We start from the raw sequence: 21,265 nt of genomic DNA on the forward strand, positions 1-21,265 counted from the left end.
AAAGCCTTTACAAATTAAAAACAGTGTGATAATTTATATTTAGTCATAGACTATGATTAAATATAAATTAAAGGATTGGAGTCGGTAAGATGCAATTTTTAGATTGGTTTGCTGTTGTTTTATTTTTTTTAATCATGGTAGTAATAGGTTTTTGGTCGTATAAAAAGATCAGCGGTTCGGATGATTTTTTTGTTGCCGGTGGAAAGCTCCCTTGGTGGCTATCGGGAATTTCTCATCATGTTTCAGGCTATAGTGGTGCTGTCTTCGTTGCTTATGCGGGATTAGCTTACACGCATGGATTTAGCATTTATGTCTGGTGGGCAATAACTATTACGGTTGCAGTAATTGTTGGTGCATATATTATGGCTCCAAGATGGGCTAGACTCCGGATTAATTACAACATCGAATCACCTACAGAATACTTGTCAATAAGATATAATGTTCCGACACAACAGCTTATGGCATGGTGTGGGGTTATTTTAAAACTCTTTGATGTTGGAGCTAAATGGGCAGCAATAGGAATCTTACTAAATGTGTTTGCTGGAATTCCAATCGTCTACGGGATTTTAATTTCAGGAATTGTCTCCCTTATTTATATAACTATCGGAGGGCTTTGGGCTGATGTATGGACTGATTTTGCTCAATTTGTGGTTCAAATTATTGCTGGTTTAGTTATGTTTTTTGTCGTTATGAAAATGATGGGTGGTGTAAGTTCCTTAACAGGAATCTGGGAACAACTACCTGCAGGTCATAGTCAGCCATTTAGTGAACCATATACAATCTGGTATGTATTCTTTTATTTCTTTGTCGTCTTTTTAAGTTATAACGGAGGAACGTGGAACTTGGCTACACGTTATATTTCTTCCCCATCTGGTGAAGAAGCTAAAAAAAGCGGATTATTATCAGGGATATTATATTTAATCTGGCCATTATTTCTATTCTTTCCAATGTGGGCAGCGCCCCTTATTCTACCAGGACTCGAAGATCCAACACAGTCTTACGGTTTATTAGCTCAAGAATTACTTCCGGCCGGATTGGTTGGATTAGTTCTCGCTGGGTTGTTTGCAGCGACGATGTCTATGACATCATCTGATGCTAATACGATTTCAGCGGTTATTACACGAGATATCTTGCCTGTACTCTCGGAAAAATATAGACAGCTTACACAAAAAGAATCACTTCGTATCGCTCGGATTACGACATTTACGTTTACGTTTTTAACCTTAATTATTGGAATTTATTCAGAAAAATTTGGTGGGGTACTTGGACTCATTATTTCATGGTTCGGTGCATTAATTGGCCCAATCTCCATTCCAATGTTATTAGGGCTTTTCCCGGCATTCAAACGTTCGGACTCAAAAGCAGCGATTTCATCAATTATTGCGGGTCTGCTAATGTTTATCATTACAAAGTATGTTGTAGATTTCCCGCTCTCTTTAGAAATTGGATCACCCGTTCTTGTCTCAGCTATTATATATATAGGAATGGGATATTTAAATAAAGAAGAAAATGTCAGAAAAGAAGTGGAAGATTTAATCGAAGCTGTAAGCACAAAAGAGAAATAATATTGTTATAGAAAGGGGAAAAAGTATGAATAAACAATTATTGAAGGAAAAATATACAGCCGACTTATTGCAAAACTTTTTACCTTTCTGGGAAAACGCCATCGATTCAGAATATGGTGGTGTTTTCACCTGCTTCACCAATGAAGGGGATAAACTGGTCAGCGATAAAAAGTATATCTGGTCACAAGGCAGATTTCTCTGGTTATGTTGTCATTTACTTATATTAAAAAAGAAAGGTCTACTAGATATATCCGAACGCTGGGAGGAGGCAGCAACAAAAACATATCAATTTCTAGAAAAAAATGCAGTAATGAAAAATAACCATATTGTATATGCAGTTGAACGAGATGGCACTCAAATTGATGAAGCCTTAGACATAAGTATTTTTGCAGACTGTTTTTATATTATTGGCTGTAATGCTTATGCGTATTATTACCAGGATAAAGATATATTTAATAAAACTATTATGATCTACGATAAAGTAAAACAGCGTATATCACAGAATGATTTCGCATCTGAGCCATATCCAATCCCTACAGGATTTGAGACTCATTCGATTCCAATGATCCTTTTAAATGTGGCAGAGGAACTTTATAAAACTGCCAAGAGTCTAGATCATCCGAATCAAACAAAACTCCTGCAAGATATGAAACACAATTTAGAATCGATTCTAGCTTTACAAGACGGCAATAGAATTATGGAATATAAGTCAACTCGGATGGATGAGACAACTAGTTTACTAGTTCGTCACGTTAATCCTGGTCATACGTTAGAGTCAGTCTGGTTTATGATGCATAGCTTAGAACTTATGCAGATAGAAAATAAGGAAGAGTATATTGACAGATTGGTAAAAATAGCAGCTCATTCTTTTGATATAGGCTGGGATAGCACGTACGGTGGATTATTACGATTTGTGGATAAAGAGGGAGGTCCTCCTAAAGGAAATACGATTGACACCTCAATCGAAAAACTTATTACGGAAACATGGGATACAAAATTATGGTGGCCACATTCGGAAGCATTGTATACAACATTACTTATGGCAATCAAAACAAAAGAAAAATCATGGGTTGAACGCTATAAAAAAGTTGAGGAATATGTTTTTCAAACGTTTCCAAATGAAAATAAAGCGATTGGTGAATGGATACAAATTCGCAATCGTAATGGAATACCGATTCAAAAGGTTGTTGCATTACCTGTAAAAGATCCATTTCACATTATTCGCAACTATTTGCTAATCTTAAAACTATTAGAGGAGTAGTCCAATGTTTCTTGGAACTAATAAAATTGATATTACCCCTGAGTTGCCAATTAATCTAGCAGGTTTTGCTCATCGCGAAGGGTTGACTAATGAAGTTGAAAATCATCTTTTTATAAAAACATTTTATTTTAAAGTTAAAACAACAAAAATAATAATGATTGTTGCTGACTTAATCTGGTGGGGAGATCAGCTTGTGTGTGAATTACAAAATGAAATAGAGGATCATTTTTCTATCCCAAAGGATCATATTTGTTTCCATGCAACACATAATCATTCAGGACCGCAAACAAGCTTGGGCTTCAGTAAGAAGCTTGGAGAGATTTCTTCCGAGTTTCTCGATTTATTAAAAAAACGAGTAATAATAAGCGTTGAGAAAGCGATTAAAAACATAGAAAAAGTATCCATTGAACGAAGAACAGGTACCTCACAGTTAGGGATATACCGAAGAAAGCTTGTTAATAACCGAATTATTATGGCACCAAATGAAAAAGTGCCTAATGACAACGGACTTAACACAATATCCTTCAAAACTGAAGAAGGGAAAGTGAAGGCAATATGGATTCATTATTCTTGCCATCCGACAACGACTGATGCCAATGTGATTTCAAGTGAATATCCGGGAGTATGTTGCCAAATCATAGAAAAATATTATCCTAAGGCGACAGTTGCCTTTTTGCAAGGTTTTTGCGCGGACGTAAGGCCAGCTCTCGTACAAGATGGAGCATTTTACAGAGGGTCTTTACAACATATGAAAAGGATCGGAGAGTGTTTTGCTCAAGAAGTGTTAAACGTGCTTATGCATGGGAAGAAAATTACGATTAAAGAAAAACTTCAAATAGAGAATAAAGAACTTGTTCTTCCATTCGATGATAATTCAGTTAATGAATATATACCTATTGAATTGAAGGAAGAGTGGCCGAAAATTATAAAACAAAATAGGCAAAAAAAGCATGTGTTACATTTTCAATATATAAAACTAGGGGAAAACCTATCTTTTATTGGGTGTAATGCTGAGTTATCACAAGCTTACGGAGTATTTTTGAAAAAACTAGAAAATACCATCCTGCCTTTAGGTTATACCAACGGAATGGTCGGCTATGTTGCAACGAAAAAACAAACTGAAGCAGGTGGATATGAACCGGTTGACTCTATTTTTTATTTTGGATTACCTGCAATGCTTGCTCTTGACACTGAGGAAAAGATTAACGATACTTTTAAAACAATTATAGGAGGAGAATAATGTCTACTATTTTACATGAAGGGAAAAAAGATAAGTTAAATTACTTTGTTTGTTCAAACAGAGATGAAATGGGGAAATTGGCTGCACAATTTGCAGCAAATAAAATAAAAGAAATGTTGGCAATCAAAGATGAAGTACGTATAATTTTTGCTTGTGCTCCATCCCAGAATGAAACTCTTCATTATTTAACAGAAGATGATGAAATTGACTGGTCACGTATCGTTGGTTTTCATATGGATGAATATATTGGGCTTCCAGCTGATTCTGATCAGCGATTCAGTATTTATATCGAGAATCATTTGGTGAATAAAGTAAAAATGAAGGAGTTTCACTTCATTGATGGAACGAAAGATGCAGCTAAAATGGAAGAACTATACACAACATTATTAACAGAAAAGCCGATTGACCTTGTTTGTCTAGGCATAGGTGAGAACGGCCATATCGCATTTAATGATCCACCTGTGGCTGATTTTAATGATCCCCAAATGGTCAAAGTAGTAGAATTGGACGAATATAGTCGCAGACAACAAGTAAATGACGGTTGTTTCCAACAAATTCAAGATGTACCAACACATGCATTAACATTAACGATTCCAGCTTTAACATCCGCAAGCACCATGGTATGCACTGTTCCCGGTCCTACTAAGAAGGAAGCGGTATCGAATGTACTACATGATTCTATTTCAACGGCATGTCCAGCTACAATACTAAGGGAACATAATGATGCTTATCTTGTTTTGGATAAGGAGGCTTACGGAGGAGAGTAATTATGATCAGAAGCAATGAACAAAAGATTTGGGGAATACATTATCAAACGAATAAGCCAATTGAACTGACGATAGAAGATGGTTATATTACTTCTCAAAAAGAAATTGAGAAAGAAAATAGTACTGATTATATTCTCGCCCCAGGGTTTGTAGATATCCAAATTAATGGATATAAAGGCTATGATTTTAATGATAAACCTTTAAATCTAGAAGAATGGGATACCGTCGTGAAAGAACTTCTAGATGTCGGGGTAACCACTTTTTATCCGACAATCATTACTAACTCGATTGAAGAATTGACAACAATATTTGAAAAAAATATAGAAGTATTTGAAAAGAGCCAATTCGTTAATTCTATGATCGGTGGTTTTCATTTGGAAGGTCCTTACCTTTCACCGATGGATGGACCACGTGGAGCACATAATAAGGACTATATTAAGACACCAAATTGGAAAGAGTTTTTTAAATTACAAGAGATTGCCAAAGGGAAAATTAAAATTATTACTTTATCGCCTGAATGGGAAGAATCAATTGAGTTTATCGAAAAAGTTACGAATACGGGTGTGAAAGTTGCGATTGGTCATACGGCAGCTAATACGAACCAAATTAGCCGAGCGGTTCAAGCGGGAACCGTATTATCTACCCACTTAGGAAATGGCGCCCATGTAACATTACCACGACATCCAAATTACATTTGGGATCAGCTTGCTGAAGATGACTTATGGGCATCTATCATATCGGACGGTCATCACCTTCCCATGAATGTGATAAAAGTATTCAATAAGGTCAAACAAGATAAGATGTTTTTAGTTAGTGATAGTGTTGCATTAGCAGGGATGAAACCTGGCGATTATGAGGCAGCGGTAGGTGGTTCAGTTACCTTGACGGATGATGGGCGCCTCCATTTAAAGGATCAACCAAATTTACTTGCCGGCTCTGCTCAAAATTTATTGCAAGGTGTAGAGAATTTGGTGAAAAGTAAGATTTCAACGTTTAGCAATGCGATTGACAAGGCTTCTGTAATACCTGGAAAATTCATGGGAATTAAGCAGAAGGACGGTCTAAAAGTTGGGGCACCTGCTGATATTCTCCAAATGGATTGTAGAAAAGTTGACTGGAAAATTATACATGTCTGGAAAAATGGGATACAAAGAAAATAAGGAGGAACTTAGATTGGAATTAATGACTACTTATTTTGAAAAAATTAATAGCTATTTAAAAGATATTATGCATTCAGAAAAGTCTCGAATGAACATGGTTGCAGAACTCATTGCAGATCATATTAAACAAGATAAAATATTTTATGTTTATGGTCCGGGAGGCCATTCCAATTTAGCCTCCCAAGAAGTATTCTTTCGTGCAGGTGGTTTAATGCATGCTAGCGCGATCCTTGATGAAGGAACATTATTAAGCAGTGGAGCATTAAGATCGATGGCAGTAGAAAGAACGCCTGAGTATGGGAAAATTGTCATTGATGATTATAATTTACAACCTGGGGACCTATTAATCATCGTTAACGCATACGGCATCAATGCGGCAACAATCGATGCAGCGCTAGAAGCGAAAAGTCGCGGTGTGACTACCGTCGGAATTTGTTCTTATGAGCATGCAGAAAATACACCTTATGACCATCCGGCAAGACATCCTTCTAAAAAGAATTTACATGAAGTAACTGATTATAGTGTTGATTCAAAAGTGAAAGTTGGCGATGCGATCATAAATATCGAGGGACAAGAACAAATGGTAGGTGCTGTTTCCACTTTTACCAATGCATTTATTTTAAATAATATTACGATAGAAGCGACGAATATTCTTGCAAAACAAGGAATTCAACCACCTATATGGAAAAGCGGTAATGCTTCCGGTGGAGATGAATGGAATTCACAATTTATTAGCCAGTTTAAAGGTAAAATAAAGAATTTATAAACAATATTTACTATAATTAAGGGGATGGTAAAAGCAAACGACAGGAGTGCACTTATTTTGATAAAAGGTACAAGTATATTGCGTGAACAGAATAAAAGAAAAGTTTTATCTTTTATTCGTCAGCTAGGTGAAACATCTAGGCAGGATTTAGTGAAAAAAATGAATGTAAGTAAAAATACCATCTCGTTAATTGTCGATGAATTTATTAATGAAGGAATTTTAGTAGAAGTAGGAGTAAAAGAACCAGGAAAAAAAGGCAGACCGAAAGTATTAATAAAATTAAATAAAGATGGCTACAAATCGATTGGTATTTCGGTAAGTAAAACTAGAATGGAATACTCCATTATAAATTATTATGGACAAGTCATTGAAAAGAAAACATTTTCAAATGAAGGAATCGATCCTGTACAAACGAAAGAACAGTTGCTGAAATTAATTCGTTCACTGCTTCAGACAAAAACGAATATTATTGGGATAGGAATTGGAATCCCAGGTATTGTGAATTCTGAGAAAAAGTTTATTTATCTTTCCACCCATTTGAATTGGAAAAACATATCGTTGGATGAACTTGAAGAATTTTCTATTCCTATTTATGTGCAAAACAGTGTAAATATGGGGGCTATCGGTGCGCTTCATTTAGAAGGAGATACGGGAGAAGGGAATACATTTTATGTTAGGGTAAGTGAAGGTGTGGGTGGTGCTTACATCATTAATAACGTCAGCTTAGATGGGGACAGTTGGACTGCTGGTGAAATAGGTCATATATCGATTGATTCTGCGGGGGATCGATGCGAATGCGGGCAAAGAGGATGTTTGGAACTTTTAATAAATTATAAAGCATTTATCGAAAAACTAGAGTCATTTGGACATTCTCCCATAATGAAAGACGGGGAAATACAATTTGAACGCGAAGTTATACAATCAAAAGATGTGCAACAATTAATGCATAAATATGGAATTTATTTGGGGAAAGCTCTTGTCCAGGTCGTACATTTAATGAACCCGAATAAACTTATTATTGACGCTCCCTATAATTTATTTGAACAGTTTCAACAAGGATGTCTAACCTATTTGAAAGCACATGCACTAACGATCCCTTTGCAACATACACATATTATATTTGGTACCCAACGGTATAATATGAGCCACGGAGCAGCATTAACTTCTATAATCAATTATGAAAAGAGCTACTAAATAATAATTTTCGTATAGGGGCTCACTAATAAGCTCCCATAAGACGGGACAGTAGTTATTAACAATAATAATTTTGTGGAGAGAATATGTTAAAGATTGATAGAACGATTAGAAGGAAAGATATCAGCCGCCATGTTTGGACACAGCTCAGACCAGTGCCTATTAGTGAAGTGAAACTTTGGATTTTCGTTTTAACTTTTTTGATGCTTGATACCTTATGTGTGTTTCCTGTCATTGGGAATACATATGCAAGTGAGTATTTTTTTGCAGTGATCATTCCTACTGCATTTATAAATATCTGGGCGATTACAATTCTTTTCCGAAATTTTTATTCTACCCAAAAAGAAACTATTTATTTTATTCTAGCAAATAGTATTGTTTTAGCATTCTGTTGTTTTATAGTCGCACAGAAAATTGTTTATATAGATACTAAAGTAGAATCTACTGCTTTTTTTATTATTTCTATTCTTTTTTATTTCGGTTGGATTGGTTATTTCACTCAGTATATTTTCCGAAAATACGCCAATATGAAATGGCGTTATAGTCAAAAGAACTTTTTACTTGATATGCTTGGAGTGATTTTACTACTACTCCCATCCAATGGTTATAATTTCTATCATTTTTATATAAAGGGCAATCCGTTTGAAGAATATATTAGTGCATTCGTTTATTTATGTCTTGGAATTTTACCGATATATATTTCGATACAATTCCTGCACCGGCTTTTGTATATTCGATTCAATTCCCATTTATTTCGATTATCACAACTAAGTAGAAAAGAAATTAAACAAGAAAAAGCAAAAGGCAAGACGATCAAAGTTAATTAAACATTTCGCAAAATCAAAAGCAATATATTAAAAAACTCTCGCGATGGTATTTGGCCATACGAGAGTTTTTATTAGTAAAGTGAGTTGTTATTAAGATAATACCTTTTCCACTCTGACTCGTTCTTCTTGTGTTTGTTTAAATAAAAAGCTTAAAAGAACGCAAAGAATCGTATTAATAAATAATCCCCAAAGACCACTTGCAATTCCAAACGGCTTTAAACCTGTAAATGCCATATAGGATGCGACAACTGTTCCTACGGCCATTCCGATAAAAACAGCTTTGGAATGCATGTTCTTCCAGTAAAGCCCAAGTATAAATGCAGGAGCTACTTGGATTAAAAGTTCAAACTTTAATATAAATATTCGATACAATGTTGCTGGCGGATACCAAGCCATGATTAATAATCCGATAATTAGAATAACTCCTGTGACTTTTCCAACTAGGATCTGTTTCTCATCACTGGCCTCTTTATTTAGATATCTGCCGTAAATATCTTTTGAAATAACAGAAGATAAAGTTAATAAGACAGAATCCGCTGTTGAAACGATTGCTGCGATAATTCCACCAAATAATAGAATCATAGCCCAGTAGAAGAAACCATTTTGACTCGCAATATGATTTGCCATCATTCCTACAAGCTGTTCAGATTCCCCTTCAGTTAACCCAGGGAATGCTTGAATACCAATTATTCCGATAATAAAGACAAATCCAGACGTAATAAACGGAGCCCAAGCCATCCATGTTAAAGAGCGTTTTAAAGATAATTCACTTCCAGCTGCGTATATACGTTGGATCGCGTGTGGATAAATTGCGGCTCCGATAGTAACAAGAATTAGCATGCTAAACCAGCTAACAACTCCGTTAAAATCCGGTACACCAAGTTTCTCTGGTGAAACAACAGCTGTATATTCTGTAGCACTTTTTAGTCCGCCAAAATAAATAATCGAACCGATTAATAAAATTATTACTCCAAATAAGAGCGCAATACCTTGCATTGTATCCGTATAAGCAACAGAACGCATTCCACCAAGCCAGCCGTATATAACCATAATTGTAACGAAAAATAACACTGCAGCCTGATAAGGAACGGTGCCTCCAGTTAAACCACTAACACCTTGTCCGATTGCAACAATTTGTTCAAGTAAATAGTTACATAGTCCATATAGCATCAAGAGAGAAGCTAATATAGTAACCCCTTTATTTTTAAAACGTTGCTCCATAAAATCAGACGGGGTAATAAAATTATATTTTTTACTTAATACATAGAGTCGTGGAGCAAATAGTAAATATCCAATAACAATTAAGATGAAAAACGTGATTGACTGTAACCAGAAAAATCCCATTCGGTAAGCAGTCGGAGCATACCCAACAATTGTATTTCCGCTATATTGTGTGGCAAAAAAGGTGAAAAACAAGACAAATACGCCAATTTTTCCGCCACCTAAATAAAATTCTTTATTTGACTGATGGATTCCTTTGTTTTTGAGATATGTAATAATTCCTATTGCTAACATAAGAAATCCATAAGCGAGCATAATGACTATACCTGATGTCCCCGAAAAAGCTAACTTCATTCTTGATCCTCCCTATATTCCTCTTCATCCGCCATTTGCCAACAATATTTTAAAATAAATGTTAGAGTAATAGAAATGGCAAGGGATACCCCCATAATTACAATTGCCCAATAAGGAACTCCAAAAATAATAGGATTGAATGATCCAGTTGGAAAATACCAAGGAACACTAAACACGTAAAGTGTAATTAGAACGATCCAAATCTTCCAGTTTTTTATGGGCTCTTTTATCTTCTTCACAAATACTCCTCCTTTTTAAAACTTTCTGACTATTAAACTTATAGTCAATAAAAAATAGTGAACATTTTCAATTTTAACTGCATATTTATTAATGTCAAGAACTTTTAATTAATTCAAATACTTGAAAAAGAATGGATAAGATAATAATCGAGTATTTATTTAAACACAATAAAAATAAGAAATTGCTAGCTGAAAAAGTAAGTAAAACCATAAAAAGTAAGTTTGTTTAGCTAACTCTCTTATGTAAAAATATGTATAAATATACATTTGTTTACGTCTAGAAACGGTTGCGATTGACCTAGAAAAAGACAATAAGAACTCCATCACATCGTCTGGAATGACGAATGATTGGAGTTCATTTTTTGTGTTATATTTCCCAATTTATTTCTGATAATCCTTCTTTTCTTAAAATAGCATTCGTTTTGGAAAATGGCTTACTCCCAAAAAATCCACGATAGGCTGAAAAAGGACTAGGATGGGCAGCTTTTAATAAATAATGTTTGTTCGTATCTATTAATAATTCCTTTTGCTGGGCTGCTTTTCCCCATAAAATGTATACAATAGGGTGCTCTTTTTCATTAAGTGTTTCAATGATTTTATCAGTAAATCTCTCCCAGCCTTTTCCATGATGAGAATTAGCTTCTCCATGGCGAACAGTTAGTACAGTGTTAAGTAATAGAACACCTTGTTTAGCCCAATCGTATAAACATCCATGATATGGCGTAGGGTATCCTAAATCATCTTTTAACTCCTTGAAGATATTCATTAATGAAGGGGGTTTGATGATTCCTTTTTGGACAGAAAAACTGAGGCCATGTGCTTGATTAGGGCCATGGTATGGATCTTGGCCAAGGATAACGACTTTTACCTTATGAAATGGAGTATAGGCAAGTGCATTAAAAATATTCTCTTTGCATGGATAAATGGTGTATAAATTGTATTCTTTTCTTAAAAATGCACTTAATCTAGCATAATATTCTTTTGTAAATTCGCCTTCTACTAGCGGAGCCCAATCATTCTTTAAAATTTGATCGGTCATAATATCCATCCTCTTTTGAAGTTTCCAAGTGAGAAAAATTATCTAATTTTCCCCTGTCAGGCTAATGGTAACCCTAAAATAGATTACCAACTATAAAAATATGCCCGTTCTTTGTGTATTTAAACATAAATAAAGAAGAAATTTCATTGAAAAATAATATGTACAATAAATAAATTAACATTGTTTTAATTAACAGACAACTGTTATTATCTTCCATTATATAACTGATAAGTTCAAATGATTTGCTTCGACTTTTAAATATAAAATAAAATAATTTTAAGAAAAAAGCCGTAAGTTATTATTTGTTAATAGAAAACAGTGATAAAATATATGTATCATGAATTCTTAAATGATGAAATAAGGAAGGGATTAAATGGTGCAAAAAATATCTTTAATGGATGCATATCTCATTGAAACAGCTCGTAATGCCGGCTATACAGGGGAGGATATTCTTTTAAAAATTTCAAAGAAGGAAATAGAAGATCTTCAATCCCTGCATGATCAATTTGATTATGTTGAGTTATATCCGCTCTTTCAAAGTGGGAAATTAAAGACTGTATTGGCGGAAGGCTATCAGGTGAAATTTTTAACATTTCCCGGATTACTAAACTTGATTCGTTTAAAGTATAAGAAGTTTAAAGAGAAGGATTTTTTAGTAGATGAATTCGTGATTAAAAAATTAGTTTTGAATGAAAATGAAAAACAAGATTTAGAAACATGGATGTCACCGAACTGGCGAATGACAGAAGGAAAAGAAGGCATAGAAATCAGACCGGTGAATACATAAATACTATAATAATTCTAAGGAGAGATAAACATGATTATTGTAACAACAAATGATATTCCAAGTAAAAAAATAGCTACAGTTAAAGGGCTTGTCCAAGGGAGCACAGTAAAAGCAAAACATGTAGGAAGGGATATTGGAGCAAGTTTTAAAACACTTGTCGGAGGTGAAATTAAAGGGTATTCTGATTTAATGAAAGAAGCGAGAGAAGAAGCACTTGGACGTATGATCAAGGAGGCTGAATCCTTAGGTGCAAATGCAGTTATAGGAATGAGGTATCAGACCTCGCAAGTAATGACAGCTGCAGCTGAAGTCATCGCATACGGAACGGCTGTTGTTGTAGAGGAATAATAAAAGGACCTTGATAGGAGTGGATATGTTTTTATAGATAATTCGAGTAGGAGGCTAAATGTCTATTCGTTATTTATTTATTGATTGGGAAGAAGGAATCTTGTTTTATATTTAAAGCAGTAACTATCGGGATTAAAACTAGATAAATAAAATAACTTTATCAATGCTTCTATTTATCCGGGAAATTAATATTTTTCATAGAATTTCAAGAAAATTTTTATTCTTGAGTAATATCATATTTTTGATTAAAGAATACTTATCCTAGTACTTATTGTTTATGTAAATGAAGAATATCATCATCGGCTAACAGATAAAATGTGAAAAATAATTGAGAAAAAATAATCATAGTAGTAGAGCATCCATTATTGTAAAAATGTACCCTTTTTTATTGTGGGGATACTAGGCGTTCGAACGTAAAGAATTCACTATGTAATTAAACACTTATGCCGTCTCTTCTATGTATATTATTATCCGCTGTCGTCAACATTAAAGATAATTCATAGAAGAATAGTGAGGATGGAAATGGATGAAAAACAAGCCGGTTATTCTATTGAACATTGATTCCTTAATGACATATCCATTGGAGATTGCGATTCAAACTGGTCGAGCCCCAGCCCTTCAATTTTTAAAAGAGAACGGAACTTATTTCAATAATATGGTCAGTTCTTTTCCAACAATGTCGGTGACGATTGATAGTAGCTTACTAACGGGTACATATGCAGATCAACACCATATTTCAGGTCTAAGTTGGTTTGATACATCAAAAAAAGAAATTGTGAATTACGGTACTGGGTTTCGAGAAACATTTCGATTAGGAACGAGAAGATCCATACACAATATGTTGTATCGATTGAACAATGAACATTTGAGTTCGAATGTGTCAACAATATTTGAAGAGCTAGCGAATCGAGACATTCCTTCTGCTTCCATTAATTCGTTTGTTTATCGAGGCAATACTCCAAAAAAGTTAAAAGTGCCGGGGCTATTTAAGACATTGACTCACTTTAAAGATGGAGAATGGATAATGGAAGCTCCTCCTGTTCTTTCTCTAGGAGCTTTTTCGAAATTAAAGCCTTTGAATTTTACATTCCAAGTAGCGGCTGGAAATAATAAATATGCAGCAAGAGAATTAATATATTTAATCCGTAAAAATAGACTTCCTGCTTTTGCTTTTTGTACCTTTCAAGATTTAGATTTCCGTATTCACCTTAAAGGACCTTTGGATATAAAAGGTATTACTCGGATCGATAAACAACTTCAAAAAATACTAAATGTATATTCAAGTTGGGATGAAGCATTAAGGAAAAATATTTGGTTAATCATGGGAGACAATGGTCACTCAGCTACACATACTAAATATAAGGAATCTGTCATTGATTTGGTAAAATTATTTAAACAATACCGAATAGCGAAGCTTGAACGTCCTATTCACCGGAAAGATCAATTTGTATTTTGTGTGAATCAGCGGATGTCTTATATATATATACTCGATGCTATGCTTGAGGAGACAAAAATTGTTGATCGATTAAAGCGAGATAAGCGAATTGATGTTATTGCGTGGAAGGAAGAAAACTGGATTCGGGTAGAATCTCCCCTGAAGCATGGCTCCCTACACTATCGCCCGAGTGAAGAGGTTTTAGATGAATATGATCAGGGATGGAAAGTTCGTGGAGAAATGGATATTTTAGATTTAAGAATGAATCGGGATGGGAAAATAGCATATGGAGATTTTCCTGATGCCCTTGCACGATTATACGGTGCGTTACATGCACAGCCAGGCAGATTTATTGTCGTAAATGCCAAGCCGGGTCATGAGTTTAAAGCTCAGTTAACCCCATATCATTTATCAGGGGCAGCACATGGTTCGTTACATCGACAAGAATCGCTCGTTCCTCTGATTATCGCGGGAACGAATGAAAAACCAGTTTTTCCACGAATGATTGATTTAAAAGAATATATTTTACGGCTTATTTGATTGAAAACGTCTACCCATGGTGAATTATTTTCACTGTGGGTTTTTCCTGCTTTAGAATATGATATTATTTTAACTAATTAATGTCTCTGAGGAGTTGAGTCAATATGCAAATTAATGGCCATCGCGTAAGAGGAAACGTAATTGATCTGGAAACGAGATGCACCCATTACCATTCCGAAAAAGATCGTATTGCAATTAAATTTTTCTGTTGTAACACGTACTATCCTTGTTACAGTTGTCATGAAGAAAAAGGATGTGGTAATCATCAGACATGGCCAGCAAATCAATTTGATCAAAAAGCAATTTTGTGCGGAGCTTGCGGAGAAGAAATTACAATTAAAGCTTATTTAAATAAATCACATATTTGTCCTTATTGTAAAGCCGAGTTTAATCCGGGTTGTTCGCTCCATTATCATTTGTATTTTTCTGTTTTTTAAATATAAAATCAATAAAATGAATATAATTTTAAGTTAAAGTTAAAATAATGAATAAAAATATTAATAAAATTAATTATTGGATTGATTTTATTTAATGATTAGTATATACTCAAATTAGAAAGAGGGGATTTACATGGTTTATCCAGTCATTCATTCATGTCCGATCTGTTCTAATTCTTTACGAGTGAAGAAATTGGAATGTTCACATTGTCATACTCGAATAGAAAATGATTTCACTCTATCAAAATTTGCTTCTCTTTCTGTAGAACAAATGAATTTTGTAGAAGTTTTTCTAGTTAGCAGAGGTAATATTAAAGAAGTGGAAAAAGAACTGGGTATCTCGTATCCAACTGTACGTAGCCGATTAAATGAAATTATTGAATTACTTGGACATGGTAAGCAAAAGGAAAAAACATCAAAACATAATAAATCAGATATCATATCGATGTTGGATAATGACGAAATATCTACCCAGGAAGCGATTAAATTATTAAGAGAGGGCGATTAAAAATGCAAGATGAAATTGAGAAAATAATTAATATGGTTCAAGAAGGAAAAATAACTTCCGACGAAGCAGGCGAGTTAATTGCCGCAATTAAAGCTGAACCTAAAGCTGTCTCCACATCGAATAAAGGGTACTTAGGTAAAATGCTGAAAATTCGAATTCAGTCGGAAACAGAAGAAAATGTGAAGGTTAATATTCCTATTGGACTCGTTAAATTTTTATTAAAAATGGGGCATGGAATTGCTTCGCATATTCCTGAATCGCAAAAATATGTAAAAGATATCGATTTAGATTTAGTTATGCATGCAATTGATACCGAAATGGAAGGCAAGATTGTCGATATACAATCCGAAGATGGAGAAATAGTTGAAATATATATAGAATAAATGCATTGGCTACAATTTTTTTCCATCTGAGATGATACATTAATATGCTCGGCGCGTGAAATACGCATCGCTTGATTCTATGTGTTGTGAAGTAGCGCGCAATATAACTCGCTTTTGACATTTTAGTGTGTATTAACCTTCGTATTTAAACAAGAATACTTGAAATAATAGATGTTTTTCATTTATGCTCATCTTATTCTATCAAATATATTATAGGATTTTCAGAAGGGGGATTTTGGATTTGAATAAAATAAGATGGGGAATTTTAAGCTCAGCTGGAATAGCTCAAAGAGAACTGATCCCCGCATTTCAACGTGCGAAAAATGCGGAGGTAGTGGCTATTGCTAGTGAAAGTGGAAAGGATAGAGCACAGAAAGTCGCAGATCACTTTAACATTAAAACGGTTTATGACAGTTATGAAAAACTTTTGCAAGATCCTGATATTGATGCTGTATACATTCCATTACCAAACTTTTTACATAAAAAATGGGTTATTGAAGCAGCAAAATTAGGAAAACATATTCTATGCGAAAAACCTGTTGCGCTGAATCGAAACGAATTCACGGAAATGAAAGAAGCGTGTCAACGTGCAGGCGTACTATTAATGGAAGCGTTTATGTATTATTTCCATCCTCAACATGAGCGGGTAAGGGAAATAATGGACAGTGGGGAGATCGGATCTGTTAGATATATGCAAGCAGGATTTACTTTTCTCTTACCAGATGAAAAGCGGAATGAAAGTATTAAGATGAGCGAAGAAAAAGGTGGGGGAAGTATTTATGATGTAGGCTGCTACGCCATCCATGCGATACGAAATATATTACGGGAAGAACCTGATACTGTACAAGTAGATGCAGTCATAGATGAGCAATATCAAATTGATACAGATTCTGTTGGGTATTTAACATTTCCAAGTGGTGCCCGAGCAACGTTTGACTCAAGTTTCAATTTGGAGATGCGAAATGAATATAGACTATTTGGAACGAAAGGTAAAATTACTGTTCCACGAGCATTTCGACCCGATCAGCATGGTGGAGAAGGAAAAATTATTGTAGAAACATCGGACGGAATTAGAATCGAAACACTTAACGGAGATCAATATTGTTTACAGGTAGAACATATTTCTGAAGCAATTATTGAGGGAAAACAAGACCTTCATCACCGTTTAGAAAATACGTATAAAAATATGAATGTTATCGATGCATGTTATGAATCCATTCGAAGTGGCAAAAAAGTATCACTCACTTAAAATAGCAGTGGCTGGGACAATAAATAAAACTAGTACAGAAAAGGCGAACAATATGTTTGTTTAGCGTAGGAAATATACGTAGACTCCTCGTCGGCTAAAAGCGGTCACGTCCTGTGATCAACGCCGACACTAGGACGTCCTGTCCGTCGCGGGGACAGCGACAGGGGAACGCAGACTAAGTACGCCACGTCCTGTGGCAACGTCTGCACTAGTACATCGTGTACATCGGAAGAGATCCCTGTAGCGACTCAGGAAAGTGGAGCTACAGAAGCTAAGGCTGTGCCCGTGGTAAAGGAGACACAGTTCAAGCAAATGTAAGTGTTACTTGAACTGATGTCGCGCTTATGCCTGTGGTGAAAGCGAAGTATATTACCGAAGCTATCATACATCTACTATCGTTTTATTTACTTTATACTTTTGTCTCAGCCTCTTTATTTTTCACTTCATATATTTATTTTCGTTAGTCAGTATTGCTTTCTTTTTGAACGTTTTTTTCTTCGTCTGGCTGTTTGAAAAATTTTACCTCTTTATAACATTTCCTGCACACGGGTAAGTACTTTTCATTTCCCCCAATTTCAATTTGGGCACCTTCGTAAACAGGATAGCCTTCATCATTAAATCGTAAAATCATAATTGCTTTTCGATGGCAAAACCAACATTCCGTCTTTAGTTCTTTTATATTGTCTGCATAGAGCAGCAAGTATTCTGATCCTTCGAATAGATTGTTAAAAGAATCATTTTTTAGCCCATAACACATAACTGTAATATTATAATCATCTACTAATTCTGTTAATTGGATCACTTGCTCTTTCTTTAAAAACTGCGCTTCATCAATTAATACAGAAGTCGGTCTTTCCTCTAAGTTTAGAATAAAGTCTTTTATATTAAGTTCATCATGAAATACGTATGCATCCATTTGAAAGCCGGCTCTACTCCATATTTTGCCTTTTTCAAAGCGATTGTCAAGATGTGATGTTAATGCAACTACCTTTTTTCCTTGCACTTCATAATTATAGGCAACTTTGATAATTTCGAGACTTTTCCCAGCTGCCATGGTGGAATAGTAAAAAAATAATTTAGCCATAATTTCCTCCGCAATAAATTGATTCCTATATAGTATAGCAAAATCTGACGTAAAGGACGTGCATAAAAATTAAAAGTTTTAAAATGAATTTTGTAAAATAAAAAAACAATGAATCTGTTTGTAGAATTCATTGTTTTTAAGGGGATTATTCATAACTATTTATTATTTTTTGAAATTTTTTATTATCAAATACATCATAAAAAAGTGGATCTTCCATTAGCCAATCAACTAGCGTTGGGTCCATCTCTAATGCAGTTGATAAATACTTCAAGCCGTCTTCCATTTTCCCAGAATTAATTAATACACCACTTTTACCATAATAACTAAATGCTTCATCAGGATAGTGTTCAATTAAATCATCATACACTTCATTCGCTTCATCCATTCGATCTAAAAATGTTAGAAGATACCCTTTATAATCTAGCGTGTTAAAAATATCTTCTTCGCCATTCTCGATTAATAAATCAATGTATTCAATTGTTTTATCATATTCCTCAAGTTCATCATAAATGTACGTTAAATACCAATACGTATCTAGATCATTCGGGTCGTACGTTAAATATGTCTCAAATGATTCTATCGCTTCATCGTATTCATCTAAAAAATAGTGGGCTGCCCCTTTACCATAAATGGCATAATCTAAGTCAGAGTCAATTTCAAGTGACTTATCAAAATTGGTCAACGCTTCTTCATACTGCTCTAAATAGGATAAAGCATTTCCTAAGTTTGCATACTGTTCGGGTTCATTTGGTTCCAGTTCAATTGCTTTTTTTGCTTGTTCAGCCGCTTCTTCATGACGACCAAGTTCGTTCAGTGCAACAGCTTTGTTGTTAAACACACTATCCATCGTACTATCAAATGATTCTGCTTCCTCTAAAACTTTTAACGCATCCGTAAATTTCTCTAGCTCAATTAAAATATATCCTTTTTCACCTAATAAATAAGGGTCTTCTGGATACTTTTCTAATCGTTCATTAACGAATTCTAGTGCTTCGTCAAATTCATTTTTTTCATAGTAAGCATCATATAATTCCCTTGAAAATTTAGAATCAGTGGACGAAAATAATGCACAACCTGTTAAGATAAATAAAGTACATGTAGTAAGAAATAATAATTTCTTCATTTAAATAAGACTTCCTTTCTATGTTGTCTAAATACCCCTTCTTAATAAAAGCAGAGGTAGGATAAAAAAGAAAGAGTCCAAACTCATAAGACTAAAGTAACGCACGCGATTTAAGGATTGTTCTTTGAAAGAAACATGGTAAAATAAGTGGAACGGGTTTATCTTATAAAAATATGGGTAAACAAAAAGTTGGAAGAGATTAAATGAAAGAGGTATACGTATGATTGACTGGATTGGACAAGTTAATTGGATGCAAATATTATTTAATTGGGGAATTGTTGTTGTCAAACTAATCGTTTTAATTATTATTTATTTAATTGTAAAGTCAATTGGCCAACGGGCAATACATAAAGCTTTCGAGCGAAAACATAATCAAGAAAATTCCGTTAAAGATGATACCATTTCACTTGGAAGAAAAAAGACCTTACAATCGATAGCGAGTAATATTTTTTCTTATTTTTTATTGTTTGTTTTTTTAGGAATTGTATTTGAACTATTTGGGTTAGATATTAAAGCTTTGCTTGCAGGAGCAGGCATCATTGGACTTGCAATTGGTTTTGGAGCTCAAGGATTAGTTAGTGATGTAGTCACGGGATTTTTTATCTTATTGGAAAAACAAATTGACGTTGATGATTATGTAACACTTGCAGGTTATGATGGGATTGTAGAGGAGATTGGTTTACGTACGACTAAGTTAAGAGGATTTGATGGGACGCTTTATTATATCCCGAATAGAGAGATTGGGAGTGTAAGTAACCATTCCCGTGGAAACATGCAAGCACTTGTCGATATTGCTATTACTTGTGATACAAATATTGATGAAGCAATCAGAACTATGCAACAAGCATGTGATACATTTGCTTTAACGGAAAATGCAATCATTGAAGGCCCTGATGTATTGGGTGTAGAATCATTTGATTCTTCCAATGTCGTTTTGCGGGTTATCTGTAAAACAAAAAATATGGAACAATGGAATATCGAACGCAAATTAAGAAAAGTATTAAAAGAAGTGTTAGATGAAATTAAATCAGATTAAAAAGAACTGTTCGCATGCATAGAGTGTCGGACGGTTACATTAAAAAAACCCGAACGGATTCATATGAGAAAAATATGAATCAGCGTTCGGATTTTTTAACAGTTGAATGATTTCAACCTGAGAAATTTATTCAATTACTTATTTAATAGTTTTAATGACTCTCTAATAAAAGCGGGCAGGTCATCTGGTGTACGGCTTGTCACAAGTTGATTATGACATACGAAAACCTCTTCATCGTGATAGGTTGCTCCCGCATTTTCTAAGTCAACTTTGATCGATTTATACCCTGTTGCATCTCTGCCGTCCAATGTTTTTGCTGTAATCAATAATTGCGGACCGTGACAGATGGCAAAAACAGGTTTATCCGCATCCATAAACGCTTTTGCAAAGGAAACGAAACGATCATCAGCTCTAAGCTGATCCGGTGAGAAACCGCCTGGAATAAATAAAGCATCAAAATCATCTGGCTGGACTTCATCAATACTAGCGTCGATCTCTACTTCCGTACCATTTTTTCCTTTTACTTTGTTGTCTTTTTCTTTTTCAATCACTACTACCTCATGACCGTTTTCCCGGAATGAATTTGCCGGTTCGGTATATTCGGAGTCCTCAAACATATCTGTCATTACGGTTGCAATTTTTGCCATAATACGTCACTCCTCTACATTGTACTTTCTTTTCATATACCTCTTTTATAGCTTA

At 34.6% G+C, this 21,265-nt stretch carries 22 protein-coding genes; 16 read left to right on the forward strand and 6 right to left on the reverse strand.

Annotation, left to right across the window (positions count from 1 at the left end; translation table 11 throughout):
• Positions 1–89: 89 nt before the first annotated feature.
• From SPD48_RS06200 to SPD48_RS06235, 8 genes are all read left to right on the forward strand, one after another.
• The gene (locus tag SPD48_RS06200; RefSeq protein WP_336257216.1) at positions 90–1,565 is read left to right on the forward strand and encodes a sodium:solute symporter family protein; all 1,476 of its coding nucleotides are present in this window, start codon (positions 90–92) and stop codon (positions 1,563–1,565) included.
• Between the two features lie 25 nt (positions 1,566–1,590).
• Positions 1,591–2,826, forward strand: a complete 1,236-nt coding sequence (locus tag SPD48_RS06205) for an AGE family epimerase/isomerase (RefSeq protein ID WP_336257217.1) — start codon at positions 1,591–1,593, stop codon at positions 2,824–2,826.
• 4 nt (positions 2,827–2,830) lie between these two features.
• On the forward strand, positions 2,831–4,066 hold the full coding sequence (locus SPD48_RS06210) for a hypothetical protein (protein WP_336257218.1): 1,236 nt from the start codon (positions 2,831–2,833) through the stop codon (positions 4,064–4,066).
• Complete coding sequence (locus SPD48_RS06215; RefSeq protein ID WP_336257219.1) at positions 4,066–4,833, forward strand: 6-phosphogluconolactonase; 768 nt, start codon at positions 4,066–4,068, stop codon at positions 4,831–4,833. Before SPD48_RS06210 ends, SPD48_RS06215 begins: the two co-directional genes overlap by 1 nt.
• 2 nt (positions 4,834–4,835) lie before the next feature.
• A complete protein-coding gene (locus tag SPD48_RS06220) occupies positions 4,836–5,993 on the forward strand; it encodes an N-acetylglucosamine-6-phosphate deacetylase (RefSeq protein ID WP_336257220.1) in 1,158 nt (385 codons plus the stop codon).
• Between the two features lie 22 nt (positions 5,994–6,015).
• On the forward strand, positions 6,016–6,759 hold the full coding sequence (locus SPD48_RS06225) for a sugar isomerase domain-containing protein (RefSeq protein ID WP_336257366.1): 744 nt from the start codon (positions 6,016–6,018) through the stop codon (positions 6,757–6,759).
• Between the two features lie 57 nt (positions 6,760–6,816).
• Entirely contained in the window at positions 6,817–7,953 is a 1,137-nt protein-coding gene (locus tag SPD48_RS06230) for an ROK family transcriptional regulator (protein ID WP_336257221.1), read from the forward strand.
• Positions 7,954–8,039: 86 nt separating this feature from the next.
• Complete coding sequence (locus SPD48_RS06235) at positions 8,040–8,780, forward strand: hypothetical protein (protein WP_336257222.1); 741 nt, start codon at positions 8,040–8,042, stop codon at positions 8,778–8,780.
• Positions 8,781–8,870: 90 nt separating this feature from the next.
• Here SPD48_RS06235 and SPD48_RS06240 read toward each other — a convergent pair whose 3' ends face one another.
• The 3 genes from SPD48_RS06240 to SPD48_RS06250 form a co-directional block, all read right to left on the reverse strand.
• A complete protein-coding gene (locus tag SPD48_RS06240) occupies positions 8,871–10,355 on the reverse strand; it encodes a sodium:solute symporter family protein (protein ID WP_336257223.1) in 1,485 nt (494 codons plus the stop codon).
• Positions 10,352–10,594, reverse strand: coding sequence for a hypothetical protein (locus SPD48_RS06245; protein WP_336257224.1), 243 nt, complete (start codon positions 10,592–10,594; stop codon positions 10,352–10,354). The genes SPD48_RS06240 and SPD48_RS06245 overlap by 4 nt, the downstream gene beginning before the upstream one ends.
• A 367-nt stretch (positions 10,595–10,961) precedes the next feature.
• Positions 10,962–11,633, reverse strand: a complete 672-nt coding sequence (locus SPD48_RS06250; RefSeq protein WP_336257225.1) for a uracil-DNA glycosylase — start codon at positions 11,631–11,633, stop codon at positions 10,962–10,964.
• Positions 11,634–12,006: 373 nt separating this feature from the next.
• Between SPD48_RS06250 and SPD48_RS06255 the strand changes: the two genes are divergently transcribed.
• The 7 genes from SPD48_RS06255 to SPD48_RS06285 all read left to right on the forward strand — a co-directional run bounded on the left by SPD48_RS06255 (position 12,007) and on the right by SPD48_RS06285 (position 17,320).
• Positions 12,007–12,420: a hypothetical protein gene (locus SPD48_RS06255; RefSeq protein ID WP_336257226.1), complete on the forward strand. Its 414-nt coding sequence runs from the start codon at positions 12,007–12,009 to the stop codon at positions 12,418–12,420.
• A 30-nt stretch (positions 12,421–12,450) separates the two neighbouring features.
• Positions 12,451–12,768 (forward strand): YbjQ family protein, encoded by a 318-nt coding sequence (locus SPD48_RS06260; protein WP_336257227.1) that lies wholly within the window; start codon positions 12,451–12,453, stop codon positions 12,766–12,768.
• 526 nt (positions 12,769–13,294) lie between these two features.
• A complete protein-coding gene (locus tag SPD48_RS06265) occupies positions 13,295–14,743 on the forward strand; it encodes an alkaline phosphatase family protein (RefSeq protein WP_336257228.1) in 1,449 nt (482 codons plus the stop codon).
• Between the two features lie 104 nt (positions 14,744–14,847).
• Positions 14,848–15,180: a CHY zinc finger protein gene (locus SPD48_RS06270; RefSeq protein ID WP_336257229.1), complete on the forward strand. Its 333-nt coding sequence runs from the start codon at positions 14,848–14,850 to the stop codon at positions 15,178–15,180.
• 133 nt (positions 15,181–15,313) lie between these two features.
• On the forward strand, positions 15,314–15,688 hold the full coding sequence (locus tag SPD48_RS06275; RefSeq protein WP_336257230.1) for a DUF2089 domain-containing protein: 375 nt from the start codon (positions 15,314–15,316) through the stop codon (positions 15,686–15,688).
• Positions 15,689–15,690: 2 nt separating this feature from the next.
• Entirely contained in the window at positions 15,691–16,071 is a 381-nt protein-coding gene (locus tag SPD48_RS06280; RefSeq protein WP_336257231.1) for an SHOCT-like domain-containing protein, read from the forward strand.
• A 241-nt stretch (positions 16,072–16,312) separates the two neighbouring features.
• Complete coding sequence (locus tag SPD48_RS06285; RefSeq protein ID WP_336257232.1) at positions 16,313–17,320, forward strand: Gfo/Idh/MocA family protein; 1,008 nt, start codon at positions 16,313–16,315, stop codon at positions 17,318–17,320.
• A 460-nt stretch (positions 17,321–17,780) separates the two neighbouring features.
• Here SPD48_RS06285 and SPD48_RS06290 read toward each other — a convergent pair whose 3' ends face one another.
• A complete protein-coding gene (locus SPD48_RS06290) occupies positions 17,781–18,404 on the reverse strand; it encodes a thymidine kinase (protein WP_336257233.1) in 624 nt (207 codons plus the stop codon).
• Between the two features lie 145 nt (positions 18,405–18,549).
• A complete protein-coding gene (locus SPD48_RS06295; protein WP_336257234.1) occupies positions 18,550–19,527 on the reverse strand; it encodes a tetratricopeptide repeat protein in 978 nt (325 codons plus the stop codon).
• A 220-nt stretch (positions 19,528–19,747) separates the two neighbouring features.
• Between SPD48_RS06295 and SPD48_RS06300 the strand changes: the two genes are divergently transcribed.
• A complete protein-coding gene (locus SPD48_RS06300) occupies positions 19,748–20,563 on the forward strand; it encodes a mechanosensitive ion channel family protein (protein ID WP_336257235.1) in 816 nt (271 codons plus the stop codon).
• Positions 20,564–20,697: 134 nt separating this feature from the next.
• On the opposite strand, the gene SPD48_RS06305 is transcribed toward SPD48_RS06300, so the two are convergent.
• Positions 20,698–21,210: a type 1 glutamine amidotransferase domain-containing protein gene (locus SPD48_RS06305; RefSeq protein WP_442962114.1), complete on the reverse strand. Its 513-nt coding sequence runs from the start codon at positions 21,208–21,210 to the stop codon at positions 20,698–20,700.
• Positions 21,211–21,265: the final 55 nt, after the last annotated feature.

Source organism: Pseudogracilibacillus sp. SE30717A, from assembly GCF_037071985.1.
Classification (GTDB): Bacteria; Bacillota; Bacilli; order Bacillales; family Amphibacillaceae; genus Pseudogracilibacillus.